The organism is Embleya sp. NPDC056575 (genome assembly GCF_042793325.1).
Lineage (GTDB): Bacteria > Actinomycetota > Actinomycetes > Streptomycetales > Streptomycetaceae > Embleya.
This window is the reverse complement of record NZ_JBHTVA010000011.1, coordinates 105638-120339: the sequence shown is the minus strand read 5'-3', so window position 1 is coordinate 120339 and position 14702 is coordinate 105638. Positions and strand designations below refer to the sequence as shown.

Annotated in this window: 16 protein-coding genes and 1 riboswitch; of the genes, 5 read left to right on the top strand and 11 right to left on the bottom strand. The window is 72.0% G+C overall.

Features of this window, described 5'->3' with window-relative positions:
- Positions 1-11: 11 nt before the first annotated feature.
- From ACFRCG_RS11290 to ACFRCG_RS11275, 4 genes are all read right to left on the bottom strand, one after another.
- Positions 12-473, bottom strand: coding sequence for an NUDIX domain-containing protein (locus ACFRCG_RS11290; protein ID WP_380030576.1), 462 nt, complete (start codon positions 471-473; stop codon positions 12-14).
- Positions 474-572: 99 nt separating this feature from the next.
- On the bottom strand, positions 573-1472 hold the full coding sequence (locus tag ACFRCG_RS11285; protein WP_380003346.1) for a LysR family transcriptional regulator: 900 nt from the start codon (positions 1470-1472) through the stop codon (positions 573-575).
- Between the two features lie 74 nt (positions 1473-1546).
- Positions 1547-2668, bottom strand: coding sequence for a cystathionine gamma-lyase (locus ACFRCG_RS11280; RefSeq protein WP_380030575.1), 1122 nt, complete (start codon positions 2666-2668; stop codon positions 1547-1549).
- Between the two features lie 63 nt (positions 2669-2731).
- The gene (locus tag ACFRCG_RS11275; protein WP_126640292.1) at positions 2732-3109 is read right to left on the bottom strand and encodes a phage holin family protein; all 378 of its coding nucleotides are present in this window, start codon (positions 3107-3109) and stop codon (positions 2732-2734) included.
- A gap of 81 nt (positions 3110-3190) precedes the next feature.
- Between ACFRCG_RS11275 and ACFRCG_RS11270 the strand changes: the two genes are divergently transcribed.
- From ACFRCG_RS11270 to thiC, 4 genes are all read left to right on the top strand, one after another.
- Positions 3191-3508 (top strand): cupin domain-containing protein, encoded by a 318-nt coding sequence (locus ACFRCG_RS11270; protein ID WP_380030574.1) that lies wholly within the window; start codon positions 3191-3193, stop codon positions 3506-3508.
- Positions 3509-3611: 103 nt separating this feature from the next.
- On the top strand, positions 3612-4277 hold the full coding sequence (tenA, locus tag ACFRCG_RS11265; RefSeq protein WP_380030572.1) for a thiaminase II: 666 nt from the start codon (positions 3612-3614) through the stop codon (positions 4275-4277).
- A 152-nt stretch (positions 4278-4429) separates the two neighbouring features.
- Positions 4430-4630: a hypothetical protein gene (locus ACFRCG_RS11260; protein ID WP_380003348.1), complete on the top strand. Its 201-nt coding sequence runs from the start codon at positions 4430-4432 to the stop codon at positions 4628-4630.
- A 51-nt stretch (positions 4631-4681) separates the two neighbouring features.
- A riboswitch (TPP riboswitch) is annotated at positions 4682-4790 on the top strand.
- Complete coding sequence (gene thiC / locus ACFRCG_RS11255; RefSeq protein ID WP_380030571.1) at positions 4782-6548, top strand: phosphomethylpyrimidine synthase ThiC; 1767 nt, start codon at positions 4782-4784, stop codon at positions 6546-6548. It overlaps the preceding riboswitch by 9 nt.
- Positions 6549-6602: 54 nt before the next feature.
- Here the strand turns inward: thiC and ACFRCG_RS11250 are convergent, their stop codons facing one another.
- Positions 6603-7445, bottom strand: coding sequence for a helix-turn-helix domain-containing protein (locus ACFRCG_RS11250; protein ID WP_380030570.1), 843 nt, complete (start codon positions 7443-7445; stop codon positions 6603-6605).
- A gap of 112 nt (positions 7446-7557) precedes the next feature.
- Between ACFRCG_RS11250 and ACFRCG_RS11245 the strand changes: the two genes are divergently transcribed.
- Positions 7558-8151 (top strand): NADPH-dependent FMN reductase, encoded by a 594-nt coding sequence (locus ACFRCG_RS11245; protein ID WP_380030569.1) that lies wholly within the window; start codon positions 7558-7560, stop codon positions 8149-8151.
- A gap of 35 nt (positions 8152-8186) precedes the next feature.
- Here ACFRCG_RS11245 and ACFRCG_RS11240 read toward each other — a convergent pair whose 3' ends face one another.
- The 6 genes from ACFRCG_RS11240 to ACFRCG_RS11215 form a co-directional block, all read right to left on the bottom strand.
- A complete protein-coding gene (locus ACFRCG_RS11240) occupies positions 8187-8882 on the bottom strand; it encodes a response regulator (protein ID WP_380030568.1) in 696 nt (231 codons plus the stop codon).
- Positions 8879-10006, bottom strand: coding sequence for a sensor histidine kinase (locus tag ACFRCG_RS11235; protein WP_380030567.1), 1128 nt, complete (start codon positions 10004-10006; stop codon positions 8879-8881). The genes ACFRCG_RS11240 and ACFRCG_RS11235 overlap by 4 nt, the downstream gene beginning before the upstream one ends.
- On the bottom strand, positions 10003-10722 hold the full coding sequence (locus tag ACFRCG_RS11230; RefSeq protein ID WP_380030566.1) for an ABC transporter permease: 720 nt from the start codon (positions 10720-10722) through the stop codon (positions 10003-10005). The genes ACFRCG_RS11235 and ACFRCG_RS11230 overlap by 4 nt, the downstream gene beginning before the upstream one ends.
- A complete protein-coding gene (locus tag ACFRCG_RS11225) occupies positions 10719-11615 on the bottom strand; it encodes an ABC transporter ATP-binding protein (protein WP_380030565.1) in 897 nt (298 codons plus the stop codon). The genes ACFRCG_RS11230 and ACFRCG_RS11225 overlap by 4 nt, the downstream gene beginning before the upstream one ends.
- Positions 11616-11711: 96 nt before the next feature.
- Entirely contained in the window at positions 11712-12806 is a 1095-nt protein-coding gene (locus ACFRCG_RS11220; protein ID WP_380030564.1) for a medium chain dehydrogenase/reductase family protein, read from the bottom strand.
- 122 nt (positions 12807-12928) lie between these two features.
- On the bottom strand, positions 12929-14662 hold the full coding sequence (locus ACFRCG_RS11215; RefSeq protein ID WP_380030563.1) for a GAF domain-containing protein: 1734 nt from the start codon (positions 14660-14662) through the stop codon (positions 12929-12931).
- Positions 14663-14702 lie beyond the last annotated feature (40 nt).

The following is a 14702-nucleotide window of genomic DNA, read 5'->3' as shown; positions in this document are numbered from 1 at the left end:
CCCGGCGCACGTCAGCCCAGATCGCCCGCGAGCAGAGTGTGGATGCCCTCGACGTTGGCCCGCAGGAAGGCCGCGAGGTTGGCGGGCACCAGCCCGACCGAGGCCAGTCCGGCCGGGGTGAACGGCACGCGCACGATGTCGTACTCGCCGTTCGGCTCGTCCACCTCGGGCCCGTGCCGCAGCGCGGGGTCCATCGATTCGAGCCGGCAGGCGAAGAAGTGCTGGACCTTGACCCCGCCGGGCTCGGGCACGGTGTCCACGAACGCGGGCACCGGTCGGCCGATCTTGCCGCCCAACTCCTCGAACACCTCGCGCCGCAGCGCCTCGGTGACCGTGGTGTCCTCGGGCTCGACGCCGCCGCCGGGGGTGATCCAGTACGGGGAACTGCCCGGCTTCGTGCGTTTGATCAGCACCATCCGGTCCTCCTCGTCGAGGAGGATCGCGCGTGCCGTCCGCTTCACCACTGAGCGCATCGTCGTGCCTCTGCTTTCTCGCCAGGCGTTGCCCCCCGTCTGAGACTTGCTTTCCGACGGAGCGGCCGGTTTATGCCTGTCTCACCCCACGCGAAGGGATCATGCCCAGCGCGCGGCGCGCGCGATCAGCTCGCCGTGCAGGTGCGCGATGTGCGGTTGGCTCAGCGTGCCCTCGCGCACCGCGAGGAACACCGTGTGCAACGGCGGCAGTTCGGGCTCCAGGAGGGCCACCACCGCGCGCCGGTCCAGCGCCTCGGCGCACAGGTAGCGCGGCAGCACCGCGATGCCGTGCCCGGCGCGCACACACTCCAGGACGGCGCGCAGGTCGGGGACCGTCACCGCGGCGGGCGCGGTGGGCTTGGCGTCGAACACGGTGGACCAGTAGCGCCGGATCAGCGGCTGCTCCTCGGCCTCGCCGACCAGCGGCACCCCGTCCAGGGCGGCCGGGCCCTGCGCCCGGATCCGGCTCTGCGGCAGCCGCGAGGCCCAGTTCGGCGCACCGACCAGCACGTACTCCTCGTCGGTGAGCGGTGTGCCGACGATCCCCCGGGCGCGCGGGCGCACGTCGGAGATGACCAGGTCGTGCCGGGCCGCGGCGAGCCCGGCCAACAGCGTGTCGCCGGGACCCAGGGTCACCCGTAACCGCAGGCCGCGCCGGACCAGGTCGGCCAGCGACGGCAACACGCGCAGCGCGGTCAGTTCGGTGGGGCCGCCCAGGTGCACCGTGCGCCGCATCGGGTCGGTGCCGCGCAGCTCGCGGGCGGCGATCTCCTCGATCGCGTCCAGGTGCGGGGCCAGTCGGCGGGCCAGTTCGTCGGCGGGGCCGGTGGGCGCCACCCCGCGCGGCAGCCGTTCGAACAGCTGTTTGCCCACCTGCTTTTCCAGGGTGCGGATCTGCGCGGTTATCGCCGGTTGCGACAGTCCGAGCGACGCGGAGGCCCGGGTGAAGGAGCCCGCGCGGTGCACGGCCAGGAAAGTGCGCAACAGCGTCAGGTCCACGGGTCCCCCGTCTCGCGTCCCCCGACCACTCCCGAGAGCCGGGGACATCACGTGATCTTGCCCGAAGTCGCAGGTCAGCCCGGGGAGGCGGCGTCCAGGGCGCGCAGCACGTCGGCGACGAGATCCGCGGTGTCCTCGCAGCCCGCCGAGAATCTGACGAACCCCTCCGCGACATCGTTCCCGGCCCAGCGCGCACGTCGCTCGGCCATGCTGTGCACGCCGCCGAAACTGGTGGCGTCGGCGACCAGTTCGAGGGCGCCCAGGAAGCGACGAGCGGTGTCCGCGTCGGCGAGCGTGAAGCTCACCACGCAGCCGAACCGCCGCATCACACGGGTGGCCACATCGTAGGACGGATCGCCCTTCAGCGCGGGGTGGCGGACATCGGTGACCTCGGGGCGAGCGAGCAGCGCCTCGGCCACGGCCAGCGCGTTGGCGCCCTGCCGATCCACCCGCAACTGGAGGGTGGACAACGAACGATGCGCCAACCAGGCCTCCATCGGCCCGGGCACCGCACCGGTGAGCGAGCGCCAGGACCGGACCCGCTCGGCCAGGTCGGCGCTCGCGCAGGCGACGTAGCCGAGCAGCACGTCGCTGTGCCCGGTCAGCGCCTTGGTGCCGCTCGCCGCCGAGATGTCCGCACCCAGCGCGAGCGGGAGTTGGCCCAGCGGCGTGGCCAGCGTGTTGTCCACCGCCACCAGCGCGCCCCGGGCGTGTGCGAGTTCCGCCACGCGGCGGATGTCGCACACGTCCAGACCCGGGTTGCTCGGGGTCTCCAGCCACACCAGCCGGGCGCCGGGCAGGGCCTGTTCCAGTTCGTCCCCGGCGGTCGGCACGGTGCGCACCTCGACCCCGCGCGCGGCCAGGTGCGCGCCGACCGTGCGGGTGGCGGGGTAGCCGTCGGAGGGCAGCACGACCACGTCGCCCGGCCCGGTGAGGCCGAGCAGGACGGCCGAGACCGCGGCCATCCCGGACGCGAACGTCACCGTGTCGGCGGCGCCCTCCAACGTGCCGATCGCGGTCTCCAGGGCGGCCCAGGTGGGGTTGGCGTAGCGCCCGTACTGGTAGGGCCCGGCCGGTTCGCCGGGCAGGTGGTAGGTGCCGGCGAACACCGGCCCGGGCAGGAAGGGGTCGCCCGGGGCGTGGCCGGGGCTGCCCACCCGGACCGCGCGGGTCCCGTCGCTCCATTCGTCGGTCATCACGACTCCCTCGCTGCCTGTTTCACGTGAAACCTCATGCCGAGCCATCGTGGCGGACGGCCGTCAGTCGCGGTCCAGGATCATGCTCAGGAACCAGCTGACCAGGCCGATCACCAGGGCGCCGAGCAGGGCCGCCCCGAAGCCGTCGATGTGGAAGTCGAGATCGAGCTTGTTGGATATCGCCTCGGTCAGCCACAACATCAGCGCGTTGATCACGAACGTGATCAGGCCCAGGGTGAGTACGAACAGCGGCAGGGAGAGCAGCTTCACGATCGGTTTGATAATCGCGTTGACGATCCCGAAGATGAGCGCGACGAAAATTATCGTCTTGGCCCTGGTGCCGGCCGAGGCACCGTCGGCGAGATCGATTCCGGACACGAACCAGCCGGCGAACCAGATGGCCAGTGCGTTGGCGACAAGTTTGATGAGCAGGCTTTTCATATCTTGATGCTGGCACTCGGCGGGCCTCTCCCGCTCGTGCCTGGACGATAAGTCTGCTCGTGTCGGTAAGGAGTTGGTCACATGAAGGTCTTCCGCCTCGACGACCTGGACGCGGAACGCGCCTTCGAACAGGGCGCGTATCTGAGCTTTCTGCGCGAGCGGAACTTCTCGATGGGCCTGTACGCCCTGGAGCCGGGCGAGAGCGACACCCAGAAGCCGCACGGGCAGGACGAGGCGTACGTGGTGATCAGCGGCCGGGCCACGCTGACCGTGGGCGACGAGTCGACCGCCGTCGCCCGCGGCAGTGTGGTGTACGTGCCGGCGAAGGTGCCGCACCACTTCCACCGGATCACCGAACCGCTGCGCGTGCTGGTGTTCTTCTCGCCGCCGGAGGCGTGAGCGGGCGACCGGCCGTCCCCCTCCCGCAGGCGGCGCCTCCGCCCACCGACCGAGCGGTGTACGACAATCGCATCTCGGGATCCGACGACGGGAAGTACATCCGATGGCACTGCGCGACGAACTCTGGGCGTCGATCGAGGACGTCTACGCGGCGATCCTCGACCACCCCTTCATCCACGGACTCACCGACGGCACGCTGCCGCGCGAGGCGTTCCGGCACTACGTCGTGCAGGACTCGCACTACCTGCGCGACTACGCCAGGGCGCTCGCGGTGTGCGCGGCCAAGGCGCCGGACGAGGCGACGACCGTACAGTTCGCGCGGGACGCGGCCGGGGCGATCGCGGCCGAGCGGTCGCTGCACGAGGGCTTCATGATCGACTTCGGCAGCTCGGTGGCCGACGCGACGGCGACCGAGCCGGTGTTGCCCAGCACCCGCGCCTACGTCAGCTACCTGATGGCCACCGTGCACAACGGCTCGTTCGCCGAGGGCGTGGCCGCGGTGCTGCCCTGCTACTGGATCTACGCCCGGGTGGGTGACGCGCTGCTCGCCAAGGGTTCGCCCGACGAGTTGTACGGGCGGTGGATAGCCACCTACGGCGCCGAGGAGTTCCAGGAGACGGTGCGCGCGGTCCTGGATCTGGTGGACCGGATCGGCGAGGACCTGTCGGCGGGCGAACGGGCCCGGATGCTGGAACACTTCGCGACCACCGCGCGCTACGAGTGGATGTTCTGGGACGCCGCGTGGCGAGGCGAGCGCTGGCCGGTCTGAGCACGGGGTACGGCGGAGCGCGGCCCGGCGCACGTCGGGCCGCCGTCGCGCGGAGCGGAACCGGCCTTCCCGGGTAGGGCGTGTCCTCCCGGGGAATGTGCTCCCCTGGTGTGCACGTCTCGCGTGGGTTCGCGTGACTTGGGGGTTGGACGATGGAGACATGGCCGCGGTGGGCGCGCATCGGCGTTCCGGTGGTGGCGCTGGTGCTGCTGTGCTGGTTGCTGATCTGGCTGTTCTCGGCCTTCCTGATGGTCCTCGTCAAGGGTGTCGTGGGGTTGTTCGTGGTGATCGGCATGGTCGTGCTCGCGCGTACGGCGGTGGCCGGTCGGGGACCGCGCGATCCGCTGGAGTGAACCCGGCGCTGGTCGTGCGGTCGGCGGTGTGCCAGGGTGGGGGCGCACCACACGGAGATACACGGGAGCTCGGGGCACCGGGCTGAGAGGGCGCTGAGGCCGCGCCGACCGCAGAACCTGACCGGGTAATGCCGGCGTAGGGAGCCTTTCCATGACCTCGCACGACACTTCGCTGCCCGCCGCCGGCATCGCCGCCGCGCAGACGGTCACCAGCGGTCCGATTTCCCCCGCCCACCACCGCGGCTACGTCGCCGGATCGCGCGAGGACCTGCGCGTCCCGGTGCGTACGGTGCACCTGACCAACGGCGAGACGGTTCGCCTGTACGACACGTCCGGCCCGTACACCGATCCCGCCTTCGAGGTGGACGTGCGGCGCGGTCTGCCCGCGTTGCGCGAGGGGTGGATCGACGAGCGCGGCGACACCGAGCGCTACGACGGCCGGATCGCCGACCTCACCCCGGCCGGGCTCGCGGTGCCGGGCGCGGGGGTGCGTCCCCGGCGGGCCGCCGGATCCGAGGCGGTGACCCAGCTCGGCTACGCCCGGCGCGGGCTGATCACCCCGGAGATGGAGTTCGTGGCCGTCCGCGAGGGCCTGACCCCCGAGGTGGTGCGGGACGAGATCGCCGCCGGGCGGGCGGTGTTGCCCGCGAACATCAATCACCCCGAGATCGAGCCGATGGCGATCGGGAAGAACTTCCTGGTCAAGGTGAACGCGAACATCGGCAACTCGGCGGTGACCTCCTCGATCGAGGAGGAGACCGACAAGCTGGTGTGGGCGATCCGCTGGGGCGCGGACACCGTGATGGACCTGTCCACCGGCAAGGACATCCACACCACGCGCGAGTGGATCGTGCGCAATTCGCCGGTCCCGATCGGCACGGTGCCGCTGTACCAGGCGCTGGAGAAGGTGAACGGCAAGCCCGAGGAACTGACCTGGGAGCTGTACCGGGACACCGTGATCGAGCAGTGCGAGCAGGGCGTCGACTACATGACGGTGCACGCCGGTGTGCTGCTGCGCTATGTGCCGCTGACCGCGCGGCGCAAGACCGGGATCGTCTCGCGCGGCGGCTCGATCATGGCCGCGTGGTGTCTGGCGCACCACCGGGAGAACTTCCTGTACACGCACTTCGCCGAGCTGACCGAGATCCTGCGCGCGTACGACGTGACCTACTCGCTCGGCGACGGCCTGCGTCCGGGCTCGATCGCCGACGCCAACGACGCGGCGCAGTTCGCCGAGTTGGAGACGCTGGGCGAACTGGGCCGGATCTCCCGGTCGATGGACGTCCAGGTGATGATCGAGGGCCCCGGCCACGTGCCGATGCACAAGATCAAGGAGAACGTCGACCTCCAGCAGCGCATCTGCGACGAGGCGCCGTTCTACACCCTGGGCCCGCTGACCACCGACGTGGCGCCCGGCTACGACCACATCACCTCGGCGATCGGCGCGGCGATGATCGGGATGTGGGGCACCGCGATGCTCTGCTACGTGACGCCGAAGGAGCACCTGGGCCTGCCGGACCGCGACGACGTCAAGGCGGGCGTGATCGCGTACCGGATCGCCGCGCACGCGGCCGACCTGGCCAAGGGCCACCCGGGCGCGCAGGCGTGGGACGACGCGCTCTCCGACGCCCGGTTCGAGTTCCGCTGGCAGGACCAGTTCGACCTGGCGATGGACCCGGACACGGCGCGGGCCTATCACGACGCGACACTGCCGGCCGAGCCGGCGAAGACCGCCCACTTCTGCTCGATGTGCGGGCCGAAGTTCTGCTCGATGCGGATCTCCCACGACATCCGCGCCGAACACGGCGACGGCGCGGCGGTCGTGGCGGTCGACGCCGAGGCCGAGGCGGGCATGCGCGCCAAGTCGGCGGAGTTCGCCGCCTCGGGCAACCGGGTGTATCTGCCGCTGGCCGACTGAGTCGCGGCGAGGGACCGCGGATCCCGGTATCCGCGGTCCCTCGCCGGACACACGCTAGGAGATCGCCCGGAGTCGGCCGGTGCCCGACCGGCGCAGTTGCTCGAGGCTCGTCGCCGTCGCCTCGTCCGCCGGCAGGAAGACGACCAGCTGCTGGTCGTCGCAGGCGAGTTCGAGCGTCTCCCGGTTGAGTTCGAGTCGGTGGCCCGAGGGGTGGTCGAGGCGGAGTACGCCGCGTGCGGGCACCACGTGTCGGTTCAGGCGGCTGGTGAACTCGGGTCCGGCGAGGGGCCCGAGTTCGTTGGTGATCCACTGGGAGCCCTCGGCCGAGGGGGCGAGCCAGAGGTCGAAGGCCTGCTCGTCCGCGACGACGTCCCAGTCGACGAAGAAGGTCCGGGCGGCGGGGTCGGTGAACACGTAGCGGGTCAGGTTCGGGGCGTCGGCGTCGAGCAATCCGCTCGCGCCCATGACCGACGCGTATCCGGCGGTGTAGGCGAGCACGTAGCCCAGGCGGTTGCTCACCGCGGCGATGCCCGGTTCGAGGAGGCGAAGGGTCTCGCGAATGGTCGGGCGCACCTCCCGGGCCGGCGGCGTGGGCGTGGGCCGGGGATGGGCGGAGCATTCGCCGCCGCTGATCTTCGCGAGGTAGCGCAGGTGCACCCGTTCCGCGGGGTCGAGGCTGAGCGCGTCGGCGAGCGCGTTCACGATCGACACCGAGGGATTGCGGTCCCGGCCCTGTTCGATACGGGTCAGGTATTCGACGCTGATGCCGGCTCGCGCGGCGAGATCCAGGCGCCGCAGTCCCGGCGACCTGCGTCGGCCGCGGTCGGGCAGGCCCAGTGATTCCGGTTGCACGCTGTCGCGTTTGGTGCGGATGAAATCCCCCAACGGCGTACTCATGCCGCGAGCATAGGCCGCCGATCGCCGCCGGTGGAGGGCTCAGCGTGGCTCCCCTGGGGCCGGCCTGAGCGCGGTCTGGTTGCCCCCGCGGCGCGGCCGGATCGTGGTGGGCATGGAGAACAAGCCCAAGTTGCTGATCATCGTCGGAAGTGTTCGCGAGGGCCGATTCGGCCCGGTCGTGACCTCGTGGTTCACCGAACAGGTGAGTGCCCACGGCGGATTCGAGGTGGATGTCGTCGATCTGGCCGAGATCGACATCCCGTTGGCGCTGCCCGCGGCATCGCCCAAGGCCCCCGCCGACGAGTACCCCCGTCCGGCCGGGATGGCACCGCTGACGTCGGCCCTGGCGAGTGCCGACGCGATCGTGCTGGTCACGCCGGAGTACAACCACAGCTATCCCGCGTCGTTGAAGGCCGCCATCGACTGGCACTTCACCCAGTGGACGGCCAAGCCCGTGGCCTTCGTCAGCTACGGCGGCGCGGCGGGCGGCCGGCACGCGGTGCTGCACCTGGAGAACGTGCTGACGGAGCTGCACGCGGTGACCATCCGCGACGGCCTGGCCTTCCCGAACTACTTCCTCACGTGGCGGGACGACCGCCCGACCGATCCCGAGGCCGCAGGCTACGCCAAGGTCCTGCTCGACCAGTTGTCCTGGTGGGCGCACGCGCTCCGGTCGGCGCGGGAGACGACTCCGTATCCGGCATGAGGCGGGACGACGGCGGCCCGGGATCCGGGCCGCCGTCAGGCCGGTCCGGGCGGCTCCGCCTCGCCGGCGACGACGACGCCGTGTTCGTACGCGAACACCACCGCCTGAGCCCGGTCGCGCAGACCCAGTTTGGCGAACATGCCACCCACGTGGCTCTTCACGGTCGCCTCCGTGACCACGAGGTGGGCGGCGATCTCGCTGTTGGACAACCCGCGGGCGACCAGGAGCAGGGCCTCTCGTTCGCGCGGGGTCAGCGCCGCGAGGAGCCCCGGCGGGGACCGCAGCGGGTCGGTCCGGCCGGCGAAGTTCTCGATGAGGCGCCGGGTGATCGACGGCGAGAGCAGCCCCTCCCCGGCGTGGACCACGTGGATCGCCTCCACCAGGCGGGCGCGCGAGGCGTCCTTGAGCAGGAATCCCGCGGCGCCCGCGCGCAACGCGCCGAAGACATACTCGTCCAGGTCGAACGTGGTCAGGATCAGTACGCGCGGGGGCGGCGAGATCCCGGCGGCGTGCAGGCGGGCGGTGGCCTCGACGCCGTCCATGCGCGGCATCCGGATGTCCATCAGGATCACGTCCGGACGCAGCACGGTGGCCAGTTCGACGGCCTCGTCGCCGTCCTCGGCCTCGCCGACCACGTCGAAGTCGTCCCGGGTCTGCAGGAACAGGCGCAGGCCGGTGCGGATCAACTCCTGGTCGTCGACGATCAGCACGCGGATGCTTCCGGCGCTCACGCGCGATCCCCCAGGGGCAGTCGGGCCGCGACCCGGAAGCCGCCCTCCGCGCCGGGCCGGGCCTCCAGTTCGCCGCCGAGCACGCCGATCCGCTCGCGCATGCCGACCAGGCCGTGGCCGCCCGGGGCGGGTTCGGCCGCCGGCGCGCCGTCGTTGACGATCGTGACCCGCAGATGGGTGGCGCCGAAGTCGAGGGTGACCGCGACGCGGGTGGGACGGGCGTGCTTGAGCACGTTGGTCAGTGCCTCCTCGACGATGCGGTACACCGACAACTCGACGCCGCCGGCGAGCGGCCGGGAGGTGCCGGTGACCTCCAGGTGTGCGGGCAACCCGGCCTCGCCGAACGAGGCGACAAGCGTAGGCAGTCGGGCCAGTGAGGGTTGCGGGTGCATCCGCACACCCTGGTCCGGCTCGCGCAGCAGCAGCAACATCCGGCGCAACTCGACCAGGCTCTGCTCGGCGTTGCGCTCGACCCGCTCCAGCGTGTCGTCGGCCACGTCGGGCGCCACGCGCAGCACGTCGCGCGCGCCGCGTACGCCCACCAGCGTCACGGTGACCGAGTGGGCGATGATGTCGTGCAGTTCGCGGGCGATCGCGGCGCGTTCGCGCTGGGCCGCGATCACCGAGAGTTGCTCGCGCTCGCGCTCCAGGTGGGCCGCGCGTTCCTCCAGCGCGGCGGTGTAGCGGCGCCGGGTCTGCGCGTAGGTGCCCAGGGCCCACGCGATGACGGTGACCGGGAACGAGACGATGTCGGCCGCCATCAGGAACACGGCCGTCGGCACGAGGGCGGCCACCGACGCCCGCCGCTCGCGCAGTTCGGCGATGGTGAACAGGGCCACCAGCGCCGGCGCCCCGCCGGGACTGGCGCCGGTCGCCACGAGCAGCGCCTCGACGGCGCACACGGCCGGGAGCACGACGAGGGGTGCGAGTCGTCGGGCGAGCAGGAGCGCGCCACTGCCCACGATCAGGACCACCCGCAGCGGCCGGACCGCGGTCGAGTCGTCGAAGTTCAGGTTGAGTTCGACGACGAGGGCCACCACCGCGACGACGGCGTCCAGTACCGCGAAGCGGCGCGCGTGGAGCCATGCGCGCGCCGCCCGTACGGACCGGGGTATCGCGATCACGCCAGGTCACGCCGACGCTCGCCGGCGACGGCCGCGACCACCAGCACGATCGCCCAGGCGCCCAGCACCACCGCGGCGGCTCCCGGCGACAACGCCGTGCCGCGCGACGCGCGGGACAGCACCTCGGCGGCGCCGAACGGGGTGTAGGTCACCGCGGTTTCGGCGACACCGGAGATCAGCGGCAGCACCGCGAAGTTCACCAGCAACACCACGACCACCCCCACGACCGGACCGCGCACCATCGCGCCGACGGCGGCCCCCATGATCGCAGAGAGCACGAAGGCGACCAGGTTGCCCGCCGCGACCGAGGTCACCTGGCCGGGGGTGAGGTCGGCCCCCGGGTGGTCGGCGAGCAGGGGCAGGCCGAGGCCGACCGACACGGCGACCAACAGGGCGGCGATCGACAGGCCGGTCAGCGCGTAGGCGCCGATCCTGGCGAGCAGGAGTGTGCCGCGGTCGCGCCCGGCCACCAGCGCGGCCGGCGCGGCGGTGCGGTGGCGATACTCGCCGGCCGCGCCGACCAGGCCCCACACCATCAACAGGACCGGCAACCCGGCCAGGGCCTGCTCCTTCTCGCCCACCTCGTCCAGCCGACCCGAGCCGACGGCGACGATCAGCACGTTGAGCACCGCGTACCCGATGCCGCAGGCGACGAAGGTGTGCAGCGAGCGGGTGGTGAGCGTCTTGAGCAGCTCGCCCCGGAGCAGGCGGCTCACGCGCGCCGTCCTTCGGTCAGGTCGAGGAACACGTCCTCCAGGGAGGTGGTCCGCGCCGTGATCTCCTCCAGTGGGATACGTTCGCCCAGGGCCAGGCGGGCGACCTCGGCGGCCGGGAGCGCCTCGATCCACAGGCCGCCGCCGGGCGCGGGCCGGACCCGGGCGCCGGCGCCTTCGAGGAGTGTGGTCAGCCGCCCGGGCTCGGCGGTTCGTACCGAGAGCGCGCCCTGTTCGAGCTCGCCGATCGGGCCGGTGTGGATCAGCCGACCCCGGTCGATGACGACCACGTCGTCGACCGTGCGCGCGGCCTCGCCGAGCATGTGGCTGGAGAGCAGGGTGGTACGGCCGCGCGCGGCGCGTTCGCGCAGCAGCGTGCGCAGTCGGCGGATGGCCTGGGGGTCCAGGCCGTTCACCGGTTCGTCCAGGACCAGGACCTCCGGATCGCCGAGCAACGCGGCGGCCAGTCCCAGGCGTTGGCGCATACCCAGCGAGTAGGTGCCCACCCGCCGCCCGGCGGCCTGCTCCAGTCCGACGATCTCCAGCACCTCGTCGACCCGGGCGCCCGGCAGGCCGGCCAGGAGCGCGGAGGCCCGCAGGTGGGCCCGGCCGGTGCGGCCGGGATGGGCGCCGCACGGCTCGATGTGCACGCCCAGCGCGCGGGCGTCGCGGGGCACCGGACCGCCTCGGAAGGTCACGTGTCCGGCGGTGGGCCGGGCCAGTCCGACGATCGTCTTCAGCACGGTCGTCTTGCCCGCCCCGTTCGGGCCGAGGAATCCGGTCACCACCCCCGCCCGCACGGTGAAGGAGAGACGGTCGACCACGGTGGTGCGGCCGTAGCGTTTGGTCAGTTCGTGGACCGCTATCGCCGGGGTGTGTGGGGGCGTCGAAGTCATGCCGAAAGCATCGGCGCCGCCGATCTCCCGGTCTTCGGTCGAAGGACCGAACCCGATCTGCCACTTGCGGAGGAGTGTCGGGGTGGGGCGGCGCGGTCAGTGTGGGGCCGGGATCAGGACGACCTTGCCGGTGATCGTGCCCGACTCGGCCAGGGTCATCGCCTCCGCGGCCCGGGTCAGCGGGATGCGGGCGGCCACCTGGGGGGTGATGGTGCCCTCGGCGAGCAGGGCCAGGACCTCGGTCAGGTCGGCGCGCAGGCGGGCCCGGAACGCGGCCGGGCGGCGCTTGCCGGCCCAGATGTTGTAGAAGTGGGTGCGCCGGCCGTTGGGCAGCAGGTTCCACCACAGCAGGCGGGCGATCAGCCCCAGCACCGGGAGCCGGGACGAGCCGGGCCGGTCCTTGGTGGCCGCCGTTCCGTAGGAGACCAGCGTGCCGCCCCGGGCGAGCAGTCGGAACGAGTCGACGATGCCGTCCCCGCCCACGTGGTCGAACACCGCGTCGACGCCGTCGGGGGCCGACTCGCGCACCAGGGACGGCAGATCGGGCGCGCGGTAGTCGAGCGGGACGGCGCCGAGCGCGCGTACCGCGTCGTGGTGGCGCGGGGACGCGGTGCCGATCACCCGGATGCCCGCGTGCGTGGCCAGCTGGACCAGGGTCGAGCCCACGCCGCCGTTGGCGCCGTGTACCAGGATCGTCTGTCCCCGGCGCACCTTCGCCACGCGGTGCAACATCTGCCACGCGGTGATCCCGTTGACCACCACCGTCTCCGCCTCGGCCGGGTCGACCTCCTCGGGCACCTCGACCAGGTCGGCGACCGGGAGCACGATCCGGCTCGACCAGCCGCCGACCTTGGTCAGCGCGGCGAAGCGGCGGCCGACGAGGGAGGCGTTCACCCGGGGGCCCACCCGCGACACCGTGCCGACGAGGTCGTAGCCGGGCACGAACGGGAAGGGCGGCTGGTCGTAGTACTTGCCCCGGCGCATCTGCTGCTCGGCGAAGGACACCCCCGACGCCTCGACCGCGAGCAGCACCTCCCCGGGGCCCGGCTCGGCGACCGGGCGCTCGCGCACCTGCAGACCCGAGGGGTCGACGACGCCCGGGAGCACGATCTCGGTCGTGGTCTCGGCGGGGGGCCGGCCCTGGGCGTGGGGCGTGGACACGGACGTGGTCTCGATCGCACTGGTGGTCATGGCATCTCCCGGACTAGTGACTCTCAATCACCTTCGTTATAGCCTCTAACTTAGTGCATTCCTGTAGTCCGTCAAGGTTTCCCGTGAAACACGTCGACTGGGCCCTGTCCGCCGGACAGGGCCTAGATCGGCGCCGACCAGGTCACCGTCGTCCCGGACCCCTCCGGCCCCGGGCCGAAGTCCGCCCGCCCGCCCAACTCCTCGGCCCGGCCCGCCAGATTGGCCAGCCCGCTGCGCCGACCGCCCGGCGCGATGCCCACCCCGTCGTCGGTGACGGCCAGGGCGACGGCGCCGCCGGCCACCACCAGGCTCACCTCGACGCGTGACGCGTGCGCGTGGCGGGAGACGTTGGACAAGATCTCGCGCAGCGCGGCGAGAAGTTGCTCGGCGACCTCGTCCGGCACGGTCGAGTCGACCGGTCCGACGAAGGTGACCGTCGGATCGAAGCCGAGCGCGGGCGCCGCCGCGCTCGCCTCGCGCAACACCCGCCCCCGGACCCCGGTCGCCCCTTCGCGCGGCGGATTCTGCAGCGCGAAGATCGTGCCGCGCACCTCGCGAATGGTCGCGTCGAGTTCGTCCACCGCCTGATTGACCCGGGTGATCACACCCGGCACCTTGGCCAGCCGGGCCGCGCCCTGGAGCATCATCCCCGTCGCGAACAGCCGCTGGATGACCAGGTCGTGCAGGTCCCGGGCGATCCGGTCGCGATCCTCGAACACCGCCAGCCGTTCCCGATCGCGCTGCGCGCCCGCCAGCATCAGCGCGATCGCGGCCTGGCCGCCGAACGCCTGCGCCATCGAGCGCTCGGTCGCGTTGAACGGCACCGCGCCGACGCGCTTGTCCAACTCCAGCGCGCCGAGGATGCGATCGCTGGCGATCAGCGGTACGAACAGGCCCGGACCGAAGCAGCGCGACTTGGCCACCATCACGTCGGGGTCGGTGCTCATGTCCTCGATGAAGATGCTGCGCCCGGCGTTGATCGCCTCCGCGAGCGGGGTGCCCTTCTCGATCACCGTGCCGCCGAGGCCCGCCAGGTCCTCGCCGGAGGTGACCTCGATCAGGTAGGAGCCGTCGGGCTGGGGCAGGTACATCGCGGCGAAGTCCGCCTCGGCCAGGCTGCGCGCCCGCTCCGCCACCACGACCAGCGCCTCGTCCGGGTCCTGCGCGGTCAGCAGCGCCGTGGTGACGTCCGCCGAGCCCATGATCCACTTCTCCCGGCGGGCCGCGCTCTCGAACAGGCGCGCGTTCTCGATCGCGACGCCGGCCGCCGCCGCGAGTGCCCGGACCACCTGCTGGTCCTCGATGCCGAAGTCGGGTCGACCACGCTTCTCGGTGAGGTACAGATTGCCGAACACCTCGTTGCGCACCCGGATCGGCACGCCCAGGAACGAGTGCATCGCCGGATGGTTCGGCGGGAAGCCGTAGGAAACCGGATGCCGGGTCAGATCGTCGAGGAGCAGCGGCTCGGGATGGTCGATCAGCAGGCCCAGGATGCCCCGGCCGTGCGGGAGTTCGCCGATGCGTTCGCGGTCGGCCGGGTCGATGCCGACGGTGATGAAGTCGGACAGGTTGTTGTCGCCGCCGATCACGCCGAGCGCGGCGTAGCGGGCGTCGGCCAGGTCGGCCGCGGCCTCGACGATCCGGCGCAGCGTGGTGTGCAGGTCCAGGTCGGCGCCGACCGCGATCACCGCTTCGAGCAGGCCCTGGAGCCGGTCCCCGGTGGCCGTGGCCGCACCGAGCCGCTCGACCACCCCGGCGACGATGTCGTCCAGGGCGAGCGGGGTCGACGCGGGGGGTCGGTGGTCGGAGCGCTGGGTCCGCTCGGGGTCCTCCGGGCTGTCGCCGCCGTTCGCCATGGGTAGAGCGTACGGGTGTGAATCGGCCGGAAAGGTGTCA